The organism is Marinobacter sp. 2_MG-2023 (assembly GCF_030546935.1).
Classification (GTDB): Bacteria; Pseudomonadota; Gammaproteobacteria; order Pseudomonadales; family Oleiphilaceae; genus Marinobacter.
The window spans coordinates 257,206-272,172 of the sequence record NZ_JAUOPH010000005.1 but is presented as its reverse complement, the minus strand read 5'-3'; the positions used below and the strand labels follow the sequence as shown (position 1 = coordinate 272,172).

The following is a 14,967-nucleotide window of genomic DNA, read 5'->3' as shown; positions in this document are numbered from 1 at the left end:
AGCAGCAAAGGTACAGCGGGTTACAGTTGCAGGCAAGCGGCCTGACCGCGCTTGTTCAGGAATTGTACAAGGTCGGCCCACGGCATGGGGCGGGCGTAATAGTAGCCCTGGATCTCATCACAGTGCTGCTGGCGCAGGAATTCCAGCTGGCTCTCCGTCTCAACACCCTCTGCAACCACGCTGATCTGGAGGCTGTGGGCCAAACTGATAATCGCCCGGATAATATGCTCGGCGTCCGCAGATTCGCCCAACGCCTGTACAAACGACTTATCAATTTTAACCAGTGAAATCGGCAGGTGCTGCAGGTTGCTCAAAGAGGAAAAGCCCGTGCCGAAATCATCAAGCGCAAAGCTGATACCCAGCTGATTCAGCTCGCGCAGACAGCGCTGTGCGTATTCGGGATCGTGCATCATAGCGCTTTCCGTCAACTCCAGCTCCAGCAGGCTGGTATCCACGTTAGCATTGAAGATAATCCGGAAAATGGTCTCGGTCATTTTACGATCGTGGAACTGCCGGAACGAGAGATTAACGGCAAAAACCAGCCCGGGAAATCCGAGCTCGGCGGACTCGTGCAGGCGCTTGCACGCCTGCTCGATCACCCAGTAACCAATAGGCACGATGAGACCGCTGCGCTCGGCGACGGGTATAAACTCATCTGGCCCAACCAAACCACGCTCGGGGTGATTCCAGCGCAGCAGGCACTCAACGCCACGAACTTCATTGCTGGCCAGGTCAATTCTTGGCTGATAGTAAAGCTCCAGTTCATTGCCCCTGAGCGCATTGCGAAGGTCTGCCTCAAGCCTGAGCTGATAGCCGGCAGAAATGTGCAACTGGCGATCGTAGAAACGATAGCTGGTACCCGGATCGCGCTTGGCTTCAAACATCGCCCGGTTAGCCCTGCGCATGAGGTTTTCCGGGCTGTCGCCAGCCTCCGGGTAGGTAGCCACACCCAGGCTGGCACTGACCACCACATTCTGCCCGTCAATCGTTACCGGCTCATCAAGGGCGCTCACCACCTTTCGTATAACCTGGGTGATATCCATTGAATCTTCAATTTTTTCAACAATTATGGCCAGCTCGTCGCCACCAATACGCATCAACGAATCGACGCGGCGAAGCCCCCGGCGAACCTGAGCGGCTACCATAATCATCAGCTGATCGCTTTTCTGGTAGCCAAAAGACTCATTGATGCTGCGGAAGTCATCGATATTCAGATGCAACAGCGCCAGCCGGTAGCTACCCCGCTGAGCCCTGAGTAGTGCCTGTTGAAGCCTGTCGAAGAACAGATCCCGGTTAATAAAGCCGCTTGCGACTCCCCGGCCCAGCTGGCTGTGGGCCGAATTAGCCAACTGCTCGCGATACCAGAGGCACTTGACCGCCCGGCGAAAACTCCAGCAATCAAGCTCCTGACGACTCACATAGTCCGATGCACCACTGGCAAGCAACTCCTCCGCGCGCTCACGCGGCGTTTCGGCACTCAACGCAAGAACCGGGCGCCCGCCACTGGCAACAGCCAGGTACTGCAGAAAAGCGGTCTCTGACCCCCCATGAAATACGCAGTTCCAGACAATGATATCGAACTTCGCATTGCGGATAAGGTCGTCACAATCCACCAGGTCCGGACACCAGGTCGAATCCGGGCTCAGCTCAGGATCCCCTGCCAACAGAGAAGCAAGCCAAAGAAAATCAGCATAATCAGGCGTCAGGAGCAGAACGCGAAGCTGGTCATGTCCGACAGTTTCCAATGGCAAAGTCATTAAGCTGAATCCATGAGTGCGTGAGCAATACGTCCGTTCTTGTAAAAGGATAGCCGATAGATCGACAAGGTACAGCCGGGCTGGTGTAGACTATTGTCTTGCCGAAAGCTCCCCCGTATCAATCCATTCTGGCCGTGCATTTGTGAACAAACTTAATCCGCGACAAAACGAAGCTGTTCGCTACACCGATGGCCCGCTTCTGGTGCTGGCCGGTGCCGGCAGTGGCAAAACCAGCGTAATCACCCGGAAAATCGCCTATCTTATTGAGGATATTGGCATTCCGGGGCGCCACATCGCTGCCGTTACCTTTACCAACAAGGCGGCCCGTGAGATGAAAGACCGAGTGAGCCGGATTGTCAACCGCAAGCTGGCCCGCGGGCTGATCGTATCTACCTTTCACAATCTCGGGCTGAACATGATCCGGGAGGAGCATACTCATCTCGGCTACCACCCGGGCTTCTCCATTTTTGACGCTGAAGACGCCAAAGCCCTGTTACGAGACCTGATGCTTCGAGAAGCCAGCGCCGATGCCGGCGATGAACTCAACGATGTCCAGATGACCATCTCGTCCTGGAAGAATGCCCTGCGCGGACCAACAGAAGCATACAGCAAAGCTGCGGATGAACGGGAACAACGAATTGCCATCGTATACAAACATTATAGCGAGTACCTGAAGGCATACAACGCCGTCGACTTTGACGACCTGATTCTGCTCCCGGTACAGCTGTTTCGCAGCAATCCTGAGGTGCTTGCGAAATGGCGCAAACGAATCCGCTACATGCTGGTGGATGAGTATCAGGACACCAACATTTGCCAATACGAGCTGGTGAGAATGCTGGTTGCCGAACGTGCAGCATTTACGGTTGTGGGTGATGACGACCAGTCGATTTACGCCTGGCGAGGCGCAAGGCCAGAAAACCTTGCCCAGCTGAAAGAAGATTTCCCGAGCCTGAAAATTGTAAAACTGGAACAGAACTACCGCTCCACGTCACGCATCCTGCGCAGCGCCAATACCGTTATCGCCAACAACCCCCACGTGTTTGAAAAAGCGCTGTGGAGCGACCACACCATTGGCGATGAGCTCCGTATTGTCCGGTGCCGTAACGAAGATGCCGAAACCGAGCGCGTCGCCACTGAAATTCTCGACCAGAAGTTGAAGAAAGGATTAGAGTTCCGGGACTTTGCCGTGCTTTACCGCGGTAACCACCAGGCTCGGCTATTGGAAATGAAACTCCAGGCCTATCAGATTCCCTATCGCATTTCAGGTGGGCAGTCATTTTTCTCGAAAAACGAGATCAAGGACGCCATGTCCTACCTACGCTTGTTGATTAACCCCGACGATGATGCCGCTTTCCTGCGCGTGGTGAACGTACCACGGCGCGAAATTGGCCCGCGCACTCTTGAGCAGCTGAGTCATTATGCTCGCGCTCGTAACGTCAGCCTTTTCCGGTCCCTCAGCGATATGGGCGCAGAAACCCATGTAACAGAGAAAGGTCTGGATCGGCTACGGCGCTTTGCCCACTGGGTCGACGCAACCTGTGAGCGGCTGCACGGCGAAAACCCTGTGCCGGTTATCAAGCAGCTGTTCACCGACATCGAGTACGAAGAATGGCTGCACCAGAACTCCGGCACACCAAAACAGGCCGAGCGGCGCATGGAAAACATCTGGTATCTGGTGGACTCGATCCAGCGGATGCTGGACGACGGCAAAGGCACCGCCGACGAGCTGGGCATAGAAGACGCCATCACCAAATTGATTCTGCGCGATATGATGGAGCAACGGGAAGAAGAAGATGACAGCGACAAAGTCCAACTGTTGACGCTTCACGCTTCCAAGGGACTGGAGTTCCCGCATGTATTCATTCTGGGGCTGGAGGAAGAGATTCTGCCGCACCGCTCCAGCATTGAAGAAGGCAATATCGAAGAAGAGCGAAGGTTGATGTATGTAGGCATTACCCGCGCAAAAGAAACCCTGACCCTGACCTACGCTGCGCAGCGCAGACAGTATGGAGAAAAGATCGAAACCATTCCCAGCCGGTTTCTGGATGAGCTTCCCCAGGACGACGTCCGTTGGGAAGGTACTGGTGACCTGGATGTGGAAGCCAACCAGAAAAAAGGCAAGGCGACGCTAAGCGCTCTTCTCGGTGACCTGGGGCTATAAAAGCAAAAACCCCGCAGTTGCGGGGTTTTTTTGACGGAGAGAACTTCGCGCTTACTGGCTCTCTGCCACCATATGTTCCACTGCAGCCGTGATTTCCTCATCCGGGCAGCTCGCACAGCCGCCTTTGGCAGGCATAGCATTCAAACCGTTGAGAGCGTGGCTAATAAGAGTTTCGATGCCCTGATCAATGCGAGGTGCCCAGGCACCAGCATCCCCGATTACCGGGGCGCCAGCAGCACCAGTGGTATGGCAAGCCATGCACACAGCATCGTAAACTTCGCTGCCAGAACGAGGCCCGGCGCTGGCGGTTTCCGTCGCAGCAGCGGCCTCACCACATTCATCGCCTTGCAGGCACACTTCGCCCACCGGCTGAATGCGCGCGCGGATTTCATCTTCTACACTTGCCATAACGGCGCCAGCAGTAATGCCAAAACCAAGCAATACGACAGCCAGGACTCTCTTCATCTTCACAATGCACCTCGCATCAGAGCGTTATAATATTTGATTGCCGCATTATAGCGACTGAACCCCGGCAAAAAAACCGAATAGCAAAAACATAAATTGATTTCCACCATTTTTATTGCCATTACGTAAGCGTGGAGACTCTTTCATGGCATCCGGTTACCATGTGGCAGCTTACTCCAGAACTTGCAGGATCCGATTCATGACCAACCCGGAGAAACCCGCTGCGCACCCACTGCGCAAAACACTTTTAATCATAGAGTTCAGTGCGTTGGCAGTCCTGTTGGGATCCATGGGCTGGTTCTCGAACCAGACGGACACAGGCCATAGTATCAACCCGGCGTGGCTCCTGATACCCGCGTTCGCAAGCCTTGCGGTTTTCCTGAGTTTTATCGGCCTGATGTACCAACGTTGGATTTTAGCTGCAAACGCGGCGAACCAACTCAGGCACAAAATCGTTTTTTCTTTACTTGCCATTACCCTTATCAGTGTCTGGGTTTATGGAATTGCCAGTACCTGGCTCAGCCTCAATGCAGCATAGTCAACTTAAAGAGACCCCAAGTATGAACAAACGCCCCGATACCCGGGTATTGAAGGCCTCGGCGCTTGCGCTGCTGTGGCCCGCGCTGGCAATTGCGCAGGAACCCACACCGACAAACGACCGCCCGGCAGCCTCCTCTCCTGAAGACTGTGCGCTGATTCGAGAAGGTGTGCAACGTCTGGCATGCTACGACTCTTTCAGCGATCCGCAAATCGCCCGCGAGCAGGCTAGCGAGCAGGATGTCGAAGCCGCAGAGCAGGCAGCCGATACACTGGCGCCGGACAAGAGGAGTCAGGAGCAGTTAGCTGAGGTCATCGACGAGGATGACCCCGACAGCGGCGTGATGACCAACATTGTGGATCAATCTTTATCCGCCGAGAAAGCGTTGTTTTCATTCTCCGGTAGTTTCATTAGCCATCGCCCGACCTACATACTGCCAATTACCTGGGTGGACGACCCCAACTCAACACCGAGCAGCCCCAGGTTGGGCACGACCGCGTACGATTATAAGCTTGAAAATGAGGAGGCCAAGTATCAGATCAGCTTCAAGGTTCCAATGCTGACAGGCTGGTTGGATGATCGCACCACCTTGTGGTTCGGTTACACTCAACGTTCATTCTGGCAGGTTTATAATCAGGACGAGTCGGCGCCCTTCCGCGAGACCAATTACGAGCCAGAAGTTTTCCTCCGCCACCAGACGAACTGGGATCTGGGCCCCTTGACGCTCAGTGGTTTAACGTTTGGCTTTAATCATCAGTCCAATGGCCAATCGGAACCCCGTTCCCGGAGCTGGAACCGGATCGTGGCAGGTGCCGCCTTTACTTATGACCGATGGCTGTTCGGTGTAAGGCCCTGGTATCGGATTCCGGAGAGTTCCAGCGAGAACGACAATGCAGACATTGAGAAGTACCTGGGATACGCGAACTACAACGTTGTTTACAAGCTTGCAGAAGACAGGACATTTTCGCTGCAACTTATGAACAACTTACGCTCGGATAACCGCACATCTGTGGAATTTGGCTATAGCTTCCCTATTGGCGATACGCTCAAGGGCTTCTTCCAGTATTACAACGGGTATGGGGAGAGTCTGATTGATTACAATCATCGGGTTGAGCGGTTCGGGCTTGGGATTATGCTGAACGATTGGCTCTAAGAAATAACAGGCTTCGGTGCAAGCTGACCGGGCGATACGAGCTGCGAAAACACGCTCCTTACGGCACATCCATGGGACGCTTGGGCTCCGCCATCCATGGCTCCGCACAGTTTTCGCAACTCGTACCGCCCGGCCAGCCCCAACCAAGGAGTGGCCAGACACTAAAGTACGAATCACCCCTACAGGTTATTCAAACGCTCCATTTCCGCGAGCAGCTCTTCCGTTTTCGCCTTCATCAAGGGTATGTCACCACGGGATTCCACGTTCAGGCGAACGACGGGTTCGGTGTTGGACATACGCAGGTTGAAGCGCCAGTTGTCGAATTCCACGCTGAGGCCGTCTACATAGCTCACGCTTTTTGCGTCGGCGCCGTATTTTTCCTCAATGGCCGCGATAACCTCTGGGGGATTGTCGATGGTGCGGTTTATTTCACCACTGGCCGGATAGGCTTCAATACGAGCGTCGATGAGGGATGAGAAAGGCTGACCGGACTGGCATAGGCGTTCAGCGAGCAGCAGCCAGGGGATCATACCACTGTCACAGTATGCGAAGTCCCGGAAATAGTGGTGTGCGCTCATTTCTCCGCCGTACACGGCGTCTTCGTCGCGCATGCGCTGTTTGATGAATGCGTGGCCGGTTTTGCTTTCGATGGCTTCACCGCCTGCAGCTTCTACCAGGTCCAGGGTATTCCAGATCAACCTAGGGTCGTGGATGACTTTTCCGGGGCCGGTTTTGCGCAGAAATTGGTCCGCCAGCAAACCAACAATGTAATAACCTTCAATAAATCGGCCATTTTCGTCAAAAAAGAAGCAGCGATCGTAATCGCCATCCCAAGCGATACCCATGACTGCCCCGTGTTCGATTACGGCATTGGCTGTCGCCGAACGGTTTTCTTCAAGAATAGGGTTGGGAACGCCATTTGGGAAGTTGCCATCGGGCTCGTGATTCACCTTAATGAACTCAAAAGGCAGGTGTTTTTCGAGTTCATTGATCACCAACCCGGCGCCACCGTTACCGGCGTTAACGACAATTTTTATGGGACTCAGAGCAGCTGCGTCGATGTAACCCAGCAGGTGGTCAATATAAGCACTGGTAACCTCCAGCGCTTCGTATTTCCCCTGAACCGGCGCGTTGGAAAACGGCTCACGTACTCGATCACGGATATCGTTCAGGCCGTTATCGGAGCTGATAGGCCGAGATTCCGGCCCGACCATTTTCATACCGTTATGGTTCTTGGGGTTGTGGCTGGCGGTAACCATGATACCGCCGTCCATTCCATAATGGCTGGTGGCAAAGTAAACACACTCAGTGCCACACAGGCCTATATCGAATACGTCGGCGCCGGCGGCCATCAGGCCCGAGCTCAGGGCTTCGGTGATTTCCGGGCTGGACAGACGGATGTCGTACCCAACGATGACTTTTTTTGCTCCGGTAACTTCCACATAGGCGCGCCCTATGCGCTCAGCCAGAGCAGGATTCAACTGCTCCGGCACGCTACCGCGCAGGTCGTAGGCTTTAAAACAGGACAGGTCCATTGTCGGTTTTACTCCGCTGCAGCAGATTGCAGTTGTATGTAGTTCTGAATACCCATCTGGTTAATCATTTCCAGCTGGGTTTCCAACCAGTCAATGTGCTCTTCTTCGCTGTCGAGGATGCTGCGGAACAGCTCTCGGCTGGTGTAATCCTGGACTTCTTCGCAGTAAACGATGGCTTCTTTCAGGTCAACATGGGCGATGTGTTCGATTTTGAGGTCACAGGCAATCATTTCCTCAACGTTCTCGCCGATCATCAACTTGTTCAGGTCTTGCAGGTTGGGCAGGCCTTCCAGAAACAGGATGCGCTCGATCAATTGATCGGCGTGTTTCATTTCATCAATGGACTCTTCGTATTCTTTGGCCGCAAGCTTGGTGATGCCCCAGTCTTTGTACATGCGGGAATGAAGGAAGTACTGATTGATAGCGGTCAGTTCGTTGGCAAGAACTTTGTTCAGAAACTGGATGACTTTTTTGTCGCCTTTCATTGCAGCGCTCCTTGAACTCAGCCGACTGACTTACCTTTCTTTAGAGAAAGGTTCTCCCGGCTGATGGGTTCGGGTTCGGTGAGCTTTCAAAGCTCTCTATATAACTCTCTCGTCACCGAACAAGGATAGCGCGTTAACGCGCATTACAAAATTGCGGAAAGGAAATAAACGCGAAGAACGGATCAGGCGGGGCTAGCCAACATATTGGCCAGGGCCAGATAATCCGGTGTCCGGGTTTCGCGCAGGATACCGCGAGCCATGGAGGCGCAACGCCCGCACTGCGAGCCGACACCAAGCTCTTTACCGAGTTGGCGCATGGAAGACACACCGTTTTCGGCGGCTTCACGGATGTCCCGGTCTGTGACTCCGTGGCAAAGGCATACATACATATCGCAATCTCACCAACGACAAAATGTTAGTGATAATTATTGTCATTAGCATCACGGATTGCAAGCGCGTCGTGTTAATTTTGTGCAACGGATTGTTTCAGCTCTCGGCCTCCCTGCTCAGGTTTCGGCAACCTGACTCAGTTACCACCAGGTTGTCCTCTATGCGTATGCCGCCACACCCCTGCAATTCATCGAGTAGCGGGCGATTGATATGGCGCCCAAGCGGGCCAGACAGCAAAGGTTCCAGCAGGGAGGGGATGAAGTACAACCCCGGCTCGATGGTCACTACCATGCCGGGCTCCAGCGTTCGCATCAGGCGCAAAAACGGCGCATCGGGCGGCGGTGGAGCCGGTTTCCCGGCAACATCGTGTACCTGAACACCCAGAAAATGCCCGATACCATGGGGAAAAAAGGCCCGAGTAATGCCCGCTGCAACCATTTCCTCCTCGCTCAGGTCGCTGACCAACCCTGCAACACCCAGCAAGGCTGCAATGCCCAAGTGCGTTTTGCGATGGATATCTATGTAATCAACACCGGGCGCGACCATACTGCAGAGGCGGAACTGTAACTGTTCAAGCCCTTGAATCAGTGCGGCAAATCGCCCCTCCCCGACGCCAGCGGTGGTGCGGGTAATGTCGGAGCAGTAGCCTCGGTAGCGCACGCCGGCATCAATCAGCAAGCTCCTGGATTTCTTGGGGGCTGCTGTGTCGTAATATTGATAATGGAGCGTGCCAGCATGTTCGTTTATCCCAATAATGCTGTGATACGGCGAATCGGCCTCACGCTGATGCGTTGCACTCTGGTACGCCAGGTTGACGTCAAACTCGCTGGCGCCTGCCAAAAACGCGTCTCGGGCTGCATGGTGCCCCGCCATTGCCAACCTGTTGGCCTGTGCCAGGCAGGCTATTTCGTATGGGGTCTTGTGCGCCCGAGTCTTATCAAGCGCGGCGCATAGCTCGGCCGGGTTATGTTCACCGGGCACGTCCGCCAGCAGCGACGGATCACCGATAACGGCCAACCGGCCGGCTCCATCTGCTGCCGGCGCCGAAGGGGTTTCATTGAAGCGGACCTCGAACTCTTCGAGCCAAGGCTCATGAGCCAGCTCAAGGCTTGCATGCCAGAAATCAACCGGCTGATGCAGTGATAATATAGGTTTTCGGCCTTTCCGGATCAGCAGCCAGGCGCACTCAAAGCCTGCAAGCCCTGTCCAGTGCAGAAATGGACCATACCCCTGAAAGTGCCAGGACTGGTCGTCACCATAACGCATGGGGGCCGCGCCAGAACTGATAAGCAAGGCGTCATAACCCTGGTCTTCCAGAACCTGTTCATAGCGGCTCTGCAGAATACCTATGTGGTCAGGCTGAAGAGACAAAAGCTCAGTATCAGGCATGTCGGTTTTCCAATTTTTTCCAGAGAGCTAAAAGATCGTCTGAGCGGGGTTCACGCAGGCGGATCAAGCGAATGTCCAGAGGTACGTCCCATCGCTCATCCCCGGCCCTGGTAAGGCTGCCAAAGTGCTCGCTTTTTTCCGTCATTCGGCTAGGCAACCAACCCATCCCAAAACCCTGCTTTACCAGCGCCTTGATGCTTGCCGACTGAGTGTTTTCATTCAGGGGTAAAAGATTTACGGACTCGCCGCCGCGTGCCAGATGCGCTTCAATGGCAGACTGCAAAAAACCCCGCGAATGATAGGCAATCAGGGGCACTGTCTGGCCTTCAACCCCTGGCAAGGGGAATCGGGGTTCACCGCTATCTGTCGCGACACTTACCGGCACCAGCCATTCACGAGCAAGTGTAATGGATTCGTACTCACCCCTGGCCAGCCGGTCACCCCAGGGCAAATCCTTATGCCAATAACAGAGAACCAGATCGCATTCGCCACCGTCCAGGGCATCCAGAAACCGCTCTCCCACCCAACTGGTCGCCTTGAGGTTAAGTTGAAGTCTGTCAGCAACCCCCGCTTCACTGGCCCAGCGCTGGTAAAAGTGGGAAAACAGCCCCTGCGTCGAGCCCACACTGATACGTGCATGCACCTCCGCTTCCAACTCGGCAATCTGGCCCCGAACCTCACGAACATCCCGGGTTACCCGCTGACATAACTCAAAAAACCGTTCACCGGCAGGTGTCAGGGACAACGGCAAGGTTTGCCGGTTAATCAGCGTGGCGCCCATGGCTTCTTCCAGCAGTTTTATGCGCCTACTGAATGTGGGCTGACTTACATGCTGTAGTTCCGCAGCGCGGGAAAAATGGCGCGCGCGGGCCAGCGCCATAAAATCTTCCAGCCAACGTATTTCCATGGAGTCCCCAGCGAATGGAGGTTAAAAAGTAGAGGTGACAGAGTGAAGGTTTTTCAACAGCTACTCACCGCGAGCATCATAGCCCATAGCACCCACGCTCTTAAAACCTGCCCTACTACAACCGCCCTTCCTCCACTGCGTGGCACGCCACTTGCGCCCCGCCGTCCGTCGCAATCAGTTGGGGTATTTCCTGACGGCAGCGTTCATTGGCGTAGGGACACCGCCCATGGAAAACACAGCCAGAAGGCAGGTTCACCGGCGTTGGCACCTCACCCTGGAGCCTTATGTAATTAGGCCTGTCATCTTCCAGCTTTGGAATCGCAGAGAGCAACGCCTGGGTATAGGGGTGGCGCGGCTCGGCAAACAGTGTTTTGGTGTCCGCCAACTCACATACCCGCCCGAGATACATGACCGCCACCCGGGTACCGAAGTGCTCTACCACGGCGAGATCATGGGTGATAAACAGATAGGTCAGGTTGCGGGTTTCCTGAGCCTCCATCAACAGGTTCAGCACCTGCGCCTGAATAGAAACATCCAGTGCCGAGATGGGCTCATCCGCCACAATAAACTCAGGATCTACCGCCAGGGCGCGAGCTATGGCAATGCGCTGGCGCTGGCCGCCGGAAAATTCATGGCCAAACCGGCTACCCCAATCGGGATCTATTCCCACCGACTGCATGACTTCCTGAACTTTTTCGCGCACTTCGCTGCGAGCCAGTTCGGGTCGATGAAAATGAATGGGCTCCTCGAGGGTCTGCTGAATCGTCATTCGCGGGTTCAGAGAGGCGTATGGGTTCTGGAAGATCATTTGCATTTTACGACGGTAAGGCAGAACGTCCCGGCCTTTCAGATTATCGATGCGGCTGCCACCGTAGTGCACCTCTCCCGCGCTGGGTGACAGCAGGCCCATAACGGTACGGGCAACCGTGGACTTGCCACAACCGGACTCACCCACCACACACAAAGCTTCACCCTTTTGCACCTGCAAATCCACACCATTGATGGCGTGAACGGCTTCCTGCTTGCGCTGGAACCGACCGTTTTTGAAGGTGATCTGCTCCAGCAAGCTGCCAGACAAATCAAAGCGTTTTTCCAAACCGCGAATTTCTACCAGTGGGGAGGTCATGATCCGGCCTCCTGCATGTTTTTCTCCTGCTCAATCAGGTTACTGACCTCATAACACGCCACATCCACATTTCCGGAGCGTACATACTCGGGCATGGTTTGCCGGCACTGATCAGTGGCGAAATCACAGCGTGGATGGAACGGGCAGCCGGTGGGCACATTTTTCAGGGACGGCATGGAGCCGGGGATCTGGAACAGCCGCGCGCCTGGCTCACCCATCTGGGGCAAGGCGTTTATCAGCCCCTGGGTATAAGGGTGCTGAGCATCGTTGATGATCTCCCGGGTGGGGCCCTGCTCAATAATGCGACCGGAGTACATGACCAGCATGCGCTGAGTGACCTGCGACACAACGCCCAGATCATGAGTAATCAGCATCAATGCGACATTTTCCTGTTCACACAGATCCAGCAACAGCGCCATGATTTCTGCCTGTATGGTGACATCCAGCGCCGTGGTGGGCTCATCGGCTACGATGATTTCAGGGTCCAGCAGCAAGGCAATGGCAATAATCACCCGCTGGCGCATGCCGCCAGATAACTCATGTGGGTACTGATCCAGCCGCTTCTCGGGTGAGGGAATCTGCACCTTGCGCAGCTTTCCCACAGCAATGTCTCGCGCCGCTTTCGTGCTGATCCTGCGGTGCGCCTTGATAGCTTCTACCATCTGGGTACCAATACTCAGCACCGGATTCAGTGTCATCATCGGATCCTGAAAAATCATGGCAATGCGGTTGCCACGGATTTTACGCAACTCGCGCTCGCTCATGGCAGCCAGGTCCCGGCCTTCGAACAGGATCTGCCCACCGGCGATATAACCCGGGCGAGCGATCAGGTTGAGAATGGAGAAAGCCGCTACGGATTTGCCGGCACCGGATTCGCCCACGAGGCCTAACCGTTCGCCCTTGTCGAGGCTGAAGCTGATGCCGCGCAGGGCCGTAAGGTCGCCCCCACGAACAGCAAACCGCACATCCAGGTCTTTTACTTCCAGCAGTGGTGTGTTGTTTTCCATAATTCGTTAGCCCTTGTACAGCCGTGGGTTCATGACATCTCTCAGCCAGTCACCCAACAGGTTGATGACAAGCACGAGCACGACCAGCACCAGGCCGGGAATCAGGGTAATCCACCAGGAACCACTTTGAATGTAGTCAAAACCGGACTTGATCAGAGAGCCCAGAGACGGCTGGGTCTCGGGCATCCCAAGCCCGAGAAACGACAGCGCTGCCTCGGAAATAATGGCGTTTGCAATCTGTACCGTGGCAATAACAAAAATAGGCGACAGAGTGTTGGGCAGAATGTGGCGGAACATAATACGGTTGGTGCGAAAGCCCATGACCTTGGCCGCATCCACGTACTCTTTCTTTTTCTCTGCCAACACAGAAGCACGCACTGTGCGCGCTATCTGGGGCCATTCGGCAACACCAATGATGAAAATCAGCATATAAATGGCAATTTCACCGAACATCAGGTTGCCAAAACTGGCCTTGAACACCGCCCCCACAATGATGGCGACCATCAGTGTAGAGAAAGAAAGCTGCACATCGGCAATACGCATCAATATGGAATCTACTCGGCCACCCAGATACCCAGCCAGCAAGCCGAACAGAATGCCAAGAGCCGCCTGCAGCACCACAGCACCGAAACCAATAAGCAAGGATACCCGGGTGCCATAAAGAATGGTGGAGAGCATGTCCCTACCCTGCGCATCTGTGCCCAGGGGAAAGGCAGAATCTGCACCCTGCATGCCTATCGGCGGCAACTCGGAGTTCATGATATTGATCTGCGCCAGATCATATGGGTTTGTCGGCGCCAGCAAAGGCGCAAAAATAGCGGCCAGCAACATGAGCACCAGCACCACAAAGCTGGCTATCGCCACCTTATCGCGCTTGAAGCTGTACCAGAGAAAGGATTCGCGAAAGCGATCCCAGCGTGAAAGAGTCGCTGTAGTCATGCTTTCTTACCTGTCAGTTTAACCGTGGGGTTCACCAGCCCGTAAACCAGATCCACCAGCGTGTTGGTAACCACAAAGATCAGGCCCACCACCATGAGATAGGCGACGATCAGGGGAATATCACTGCGGGTAATGGCTTCCAGAAACATCAGCCCGACCCCCGGCCACTGGAAAACGGTTTCTGTAAGAATCGTATAAGCCACCATTACGCCAATCTGCACACCACCTACGGTGATGACCGGCAACATGGTGTTCTTGAGGGCATGAAGAAAGTTGATGCGCCCTGCACTTAAGCCCTTGGCACGGGCGTAGCGAATATAGTCGCTTTGCAGCACTTCCATCATTTCCGCGCGGATCAGTCGGATGAAAAGCGGCAACATGATGGACGCCAGGGACACACACGGCAGTACCAAATGCATCAGGCCGCTCTCGGTAAAGAAGCCTGAGTACCAGGTGCCAAACAGATGGGTCAGATTCTCGCCACGACCATAGGACGGAAGACCACCTTCGGTACTCAAGGCACCGTTCAGCCACTGCCCCCAGCCAGTCTCCACAGGGAACCATTCGACGTTCACGCCGATGGAATATATCTGAATCAATACAATGGCTGTGAGGAAGACCGGTATGGATATCCCGACAGTACTCACACCCATAAAAAATTTCGCCAGCCATGCCTGGGGCCGAATCGCAGCATACACACCAATCGGTACCGACAGCAGCAGAATGATCAGACTGGCACCAATCACCAGCTCCAAAGTCGCCGGCAGGTGGTCGGCAATCACTTCCAGGGTGGGTTTGCCGTAAAAATAGGAGTTGCCCAGGTCCCCCTGAATCGCATTGCCGGCAAAGCGCAGGTACTGAACCAGCTTGGGATCGTTTAACCCCAGCTCTTCGCGCAGGGCTTCGCGCTCCTCCATGGAGACTGACATGCCCACCATTTCCTGAAGTGGGTCGCCAAGGCCGTCCTGGATGGAAAACGCGATCACGCTGATCACGAACATGACCAGTGCTGCCTGGGATATTCGCTGAACCAAAAACGCTAACATGCAATATGTCCGGATATAGCTGAAAACAAAAGGCCGGCGACGGAAGCCTCCGAAGCCGGCCTGCCAATA

The 14,967-nt window shown here is 54.7% G+C and carries 14 protein-coding genes; 3 read left to right on the top strand and 11 right to left on the bottom strand.

The features are described 5' to 3' along the window. Positions 1 to 20: 20 nt before the first annotated feature. Positions 21 to 1,757: an EAL domain-containing protein gene (locus Q4501_RS15030; RefSeq protein WP_303597078.1), complete on the bottom strand. Its 1,737-nt coding sequence runs from the start codon at positions 1,755 to 1,757 to the stop codon at positions 21 to 23. A gap of 142 nt (positions 1,758 to 1,899) precedes the next feature. On the opposite strand from Q4501_RS15030, the gene rep reads away from it, so the two are divergent. Next, positions 1,900 to 3,918 (top strand): DNA helicase Rep, encoded by a 2,019-nt coding sequence (gene rep / locus Q4501_RS15025; protein ID WP_303597077.1) that lies wholly within the window; start codon positions 1,900 to 1,902, stop codon positions 3,916 to 3,918. A 51-nt stretch (positions 3,919 to 3,969) separates the two neighbouring features. Here rep and Q4501_RS15020 read toward each other — a convergent pair whose 3' ends face one another. Next, on the bottom strand, positions 3,970 to 4,383 hold the full coding sequence (locus Q4501_RS15020; protein ID WP_303597076.1) for a cytochrome c5 family protein: 414 nt from the start codon (positions 4,381 to 4,383) through the stop codon (positions 3,970 to 3,972). A gap of 199 nt (positions 4,384 to 4,582) precedes the next feature. On the opposite strand from Q4501_RS15020, the gene Q4501_RS15015 reads away from it, so the two are divergent. Together Q4501_RS15015 and Q4501_RS15010 are read left to right on the top strand one after the other, a co-directional pair. Then, on the top strand, positions 4,583 to 4,921 hold the full coding sequence (locus Q4501_RS15015) for a hypothetical protein (protein ID WP_303597075.1): 339 nt from the start codon (positions 4,583 to 4,585) through the stop codon (positions 4,919 to 4,921). A 22-nt stretch (positions 4,922 to 4,943) separates the two neighbouring features. Further along, entirely contained in the window at positions 4,944 to 6,074 is a 1,131-nt protein-coding gene (locus tag Q4501_RS15010; RefSeq protein ID WP_303597074.1) for a phospholipase A, read from the top strand. Positions 6,075 to 6,253: 179 nt separating this feature from the next. On the opposite strand, the gene Q4501_RS15005 is transcribed toward Q4501_RS15010, so the two are convergent. The 9 genes from Q4501_RS15005 to Q4501_RS14965 all read right to left on the bottom strand — a co-directional run bounded on the left by Q4501_RS15005 (position 6,254) and on the right by Q4501_RS14965 (position 14,898). Further along, positions 6,254 to 7,609, bottom strand: coding sequence for a phosphomannomutase (locus Q4501_RS15005; RefSeq protein ID WP_303597073.1), 1,356 nt, complete (start codon positions 7,607 to 7,609; stop codon positions 6,254 to 6,256). A gap of 8 nt (positions 7,610 to 7,617) precedes the next feature. After that, complete coding sequence (bfr, locus tag Q4501_RS15000; protein ID WP_303597072.1) at positions 7,618 to 8,094, bottom strand: bacterioferritin; 477 nt, start codon at positions 8,092 to 8,094, stop codon at positions 7,618 to 7,620. 182 nt (positions 8,095 to 8,276) lie between these two features. Then, the gene (locus tag Q4501_RS14995) at positions 8,277 to 8,483 is read right to left on the bottom strand and encodes a bacterioferritin-associated ferredoxin (protein ID WP_303597071.1); all 207 of its coding nucleotides are present in this window, start codon (positions 8,481 to 8,483) and stop codon (positions 8,277 to 8,279) included. A 97-nt stretch (positions 8,484 to 8,580) separates the two neighbouring features. Beyond that, a complete protein-coding gene (pepQ, locus tag Q4501_RS14990; RefSeq protein ID WP_303597070.1) occupies positions 8,581 to 9,873 on the bottom strand; it encodes a Xaa-Pro dipeptidase in 1,293 nt (430 codons plus the stop codon). Then, positions 9,866 to 10,780: a LysR family transcriptional regulator gene (locus Q4501_RS14985; RefSeq protein ID WP_303597069.1), complete on the bottom strand. Its 915-nt coding sequence runs from the start codon at positions 10,778 to 10,780 to the stop codon at positions 9,866 to 9,868. Before Q4501_RS14985 ends, pepQ begins: the two co-directional genes overlap by 8 nt. 115 nt (positions 10,781 to 10,895) lie before the next feature. Further along, positions 10,896 to 11,906 carry an ABC transporter ATP-binding protein gene (locus Q4501_RS14980; RefSeq protein ID WP_303597068.1) on the bottom strand — a complete coding sequence of 337 codons (1,011 nt, stop codon included), beginning with the start codon at positions 11,904 to 11,906 and terminating at the stop codon, positions 10,896 to 10,898. After that, a complete protein-coding gene (locus Q4501_RS14975) occupies positions 11,903 to 12,913 on the bottom strand; it encodes an ABC transporter ATP-binding protein (RefSeq protein WP_303597067.1) in 1,011 nt (336 codons plus the stop codon). The genes Q4501_RS14980 and Q4501_RS14975 overlap by 4 nt, the downstream gene beginning before the upstream one ends. A 6-nt stretch (positions 12,914 to 12,919) precedes the next feature. Next, entirely contained in the window at positions 12,920 to 13,852 is a 933-nt protein-coding gene (locus tag Q4501_RS14970; RefSeq protein WP_303597066.1) for an ABC transporter permease, read from the bottom strand. Beyond that, positions 13,849 to 14,898, bottom strand: coding sequence for an ABC transporter permease (locus tag Q4501_RS14965; RefSeq protein ID WP_303597065.1), 1,050 nt, complete (start codon positions 14,896 to 14,898; stop codon positions 13,849 to 13,851). The genes Q4501_RS14970 and Q4501_RS14965 overlap by 4 nt, the downstream gene beginning before the upstream one ends. Between the last annotated feature and the right edge of the window lie 69 nt (positions 14,899 to 14,967).

Excerpts from the sequence above, each read along its gene's own strand:
- Q4501_RS15030 (WP_303597078.1), bottom strand. The coding sequence starts at position 1,757 with ATGACTTTGCCATTGGAAACTGTCGGACATGACCAGCTTCGCGTTCTG.
- Q4501_RS15020 (WP_303597076.1), bottom strand. The coding sequence starts at position 4,383 with ATGAAGAGAGTCCTGGCTGTCGTATTGCTTGGTTTTGGCATTACTGCT.
- Q4501_RS15015 (WP_303597075.1), top strand. The coding sequence starts at position 4,583 with ATGACCAACCCGGAGAAACCCGCTGCGCACCCACTGCGCAAAACACTT.
- Q4501_RS15010 (WP_303597074.1), top strand. The coding sequence starts at position 4,944 with ATGAACAAACGCCCCGATACCCGGGTATTGAAGGCCTCGGCGCTTGCG.
- Q4501_RS15005 (WP_303597073.1), bottom strand. The coding sequence starts at position 7,609 with ATGGACCTGTCCTGTTTTAAAGCCTACGACCTGCGCGGTAGCGTGCCG.
- bfr (WP_303597072.1), bottom strand. The coding sequence starts at position 8,094 with ATGAAAGGCGACAAAAAAGTCATCCAGTTTCTGAACAAAGTTCTTGCC.
- Q4501_RS14995 (WP_303597071.1), bottom strand. The coding sequence starts at position 8,483 with ATGTATGTATGCCTTTGCCACGGAGTCACAGACCGGGACATCCGTGAA.
- pepQ (WP_303597070.1), bottom strand. The coding sequence starts at position 9,873 with ATGCCTGATACTGAGCTTTTGTCTCTTCAGCCTGACCACATAGGTATT.
- Q4501_RS14985 (WP_303597069.1), bottom strand. The coding sequence starts at position 10,780 with ATGGAAATACGTTGGCTGGAAGATTTTATGGCGCTGGCCCGCGCGCGC.
- Q4501_RS14980 (WP_303597068.1), bottom strand. The coding sequence starts at position 11,906 with ATGACCTCCCCACTGGTAGAAATTCGCGGTTTGGAAAAACGCTTTGAT.
- Q4501_RS14975 (WP_303597067.1), bottom strand. The coding sequence starts at position 12,913 with ATGGAAAACAACACACCACTGCTGGAAGTAAAAGACCTGGATGTGCGG.
- Q4501_RS14970 (WP_303597066.1), bottom strand. The coding sequence starts at position 13,852 with ATGACTACAGCGACTCTTTCACGCTGGGATCGCTTTCGCGAATCCTTT.
- Q4501_RS14965 (WP_303597065.1), bottom strand. The coding sequence starts at position 14,898 with ATGTTAGCGTTTTTGGTTCAGCGAATATCCCAGGCAGCACTGGTCATG.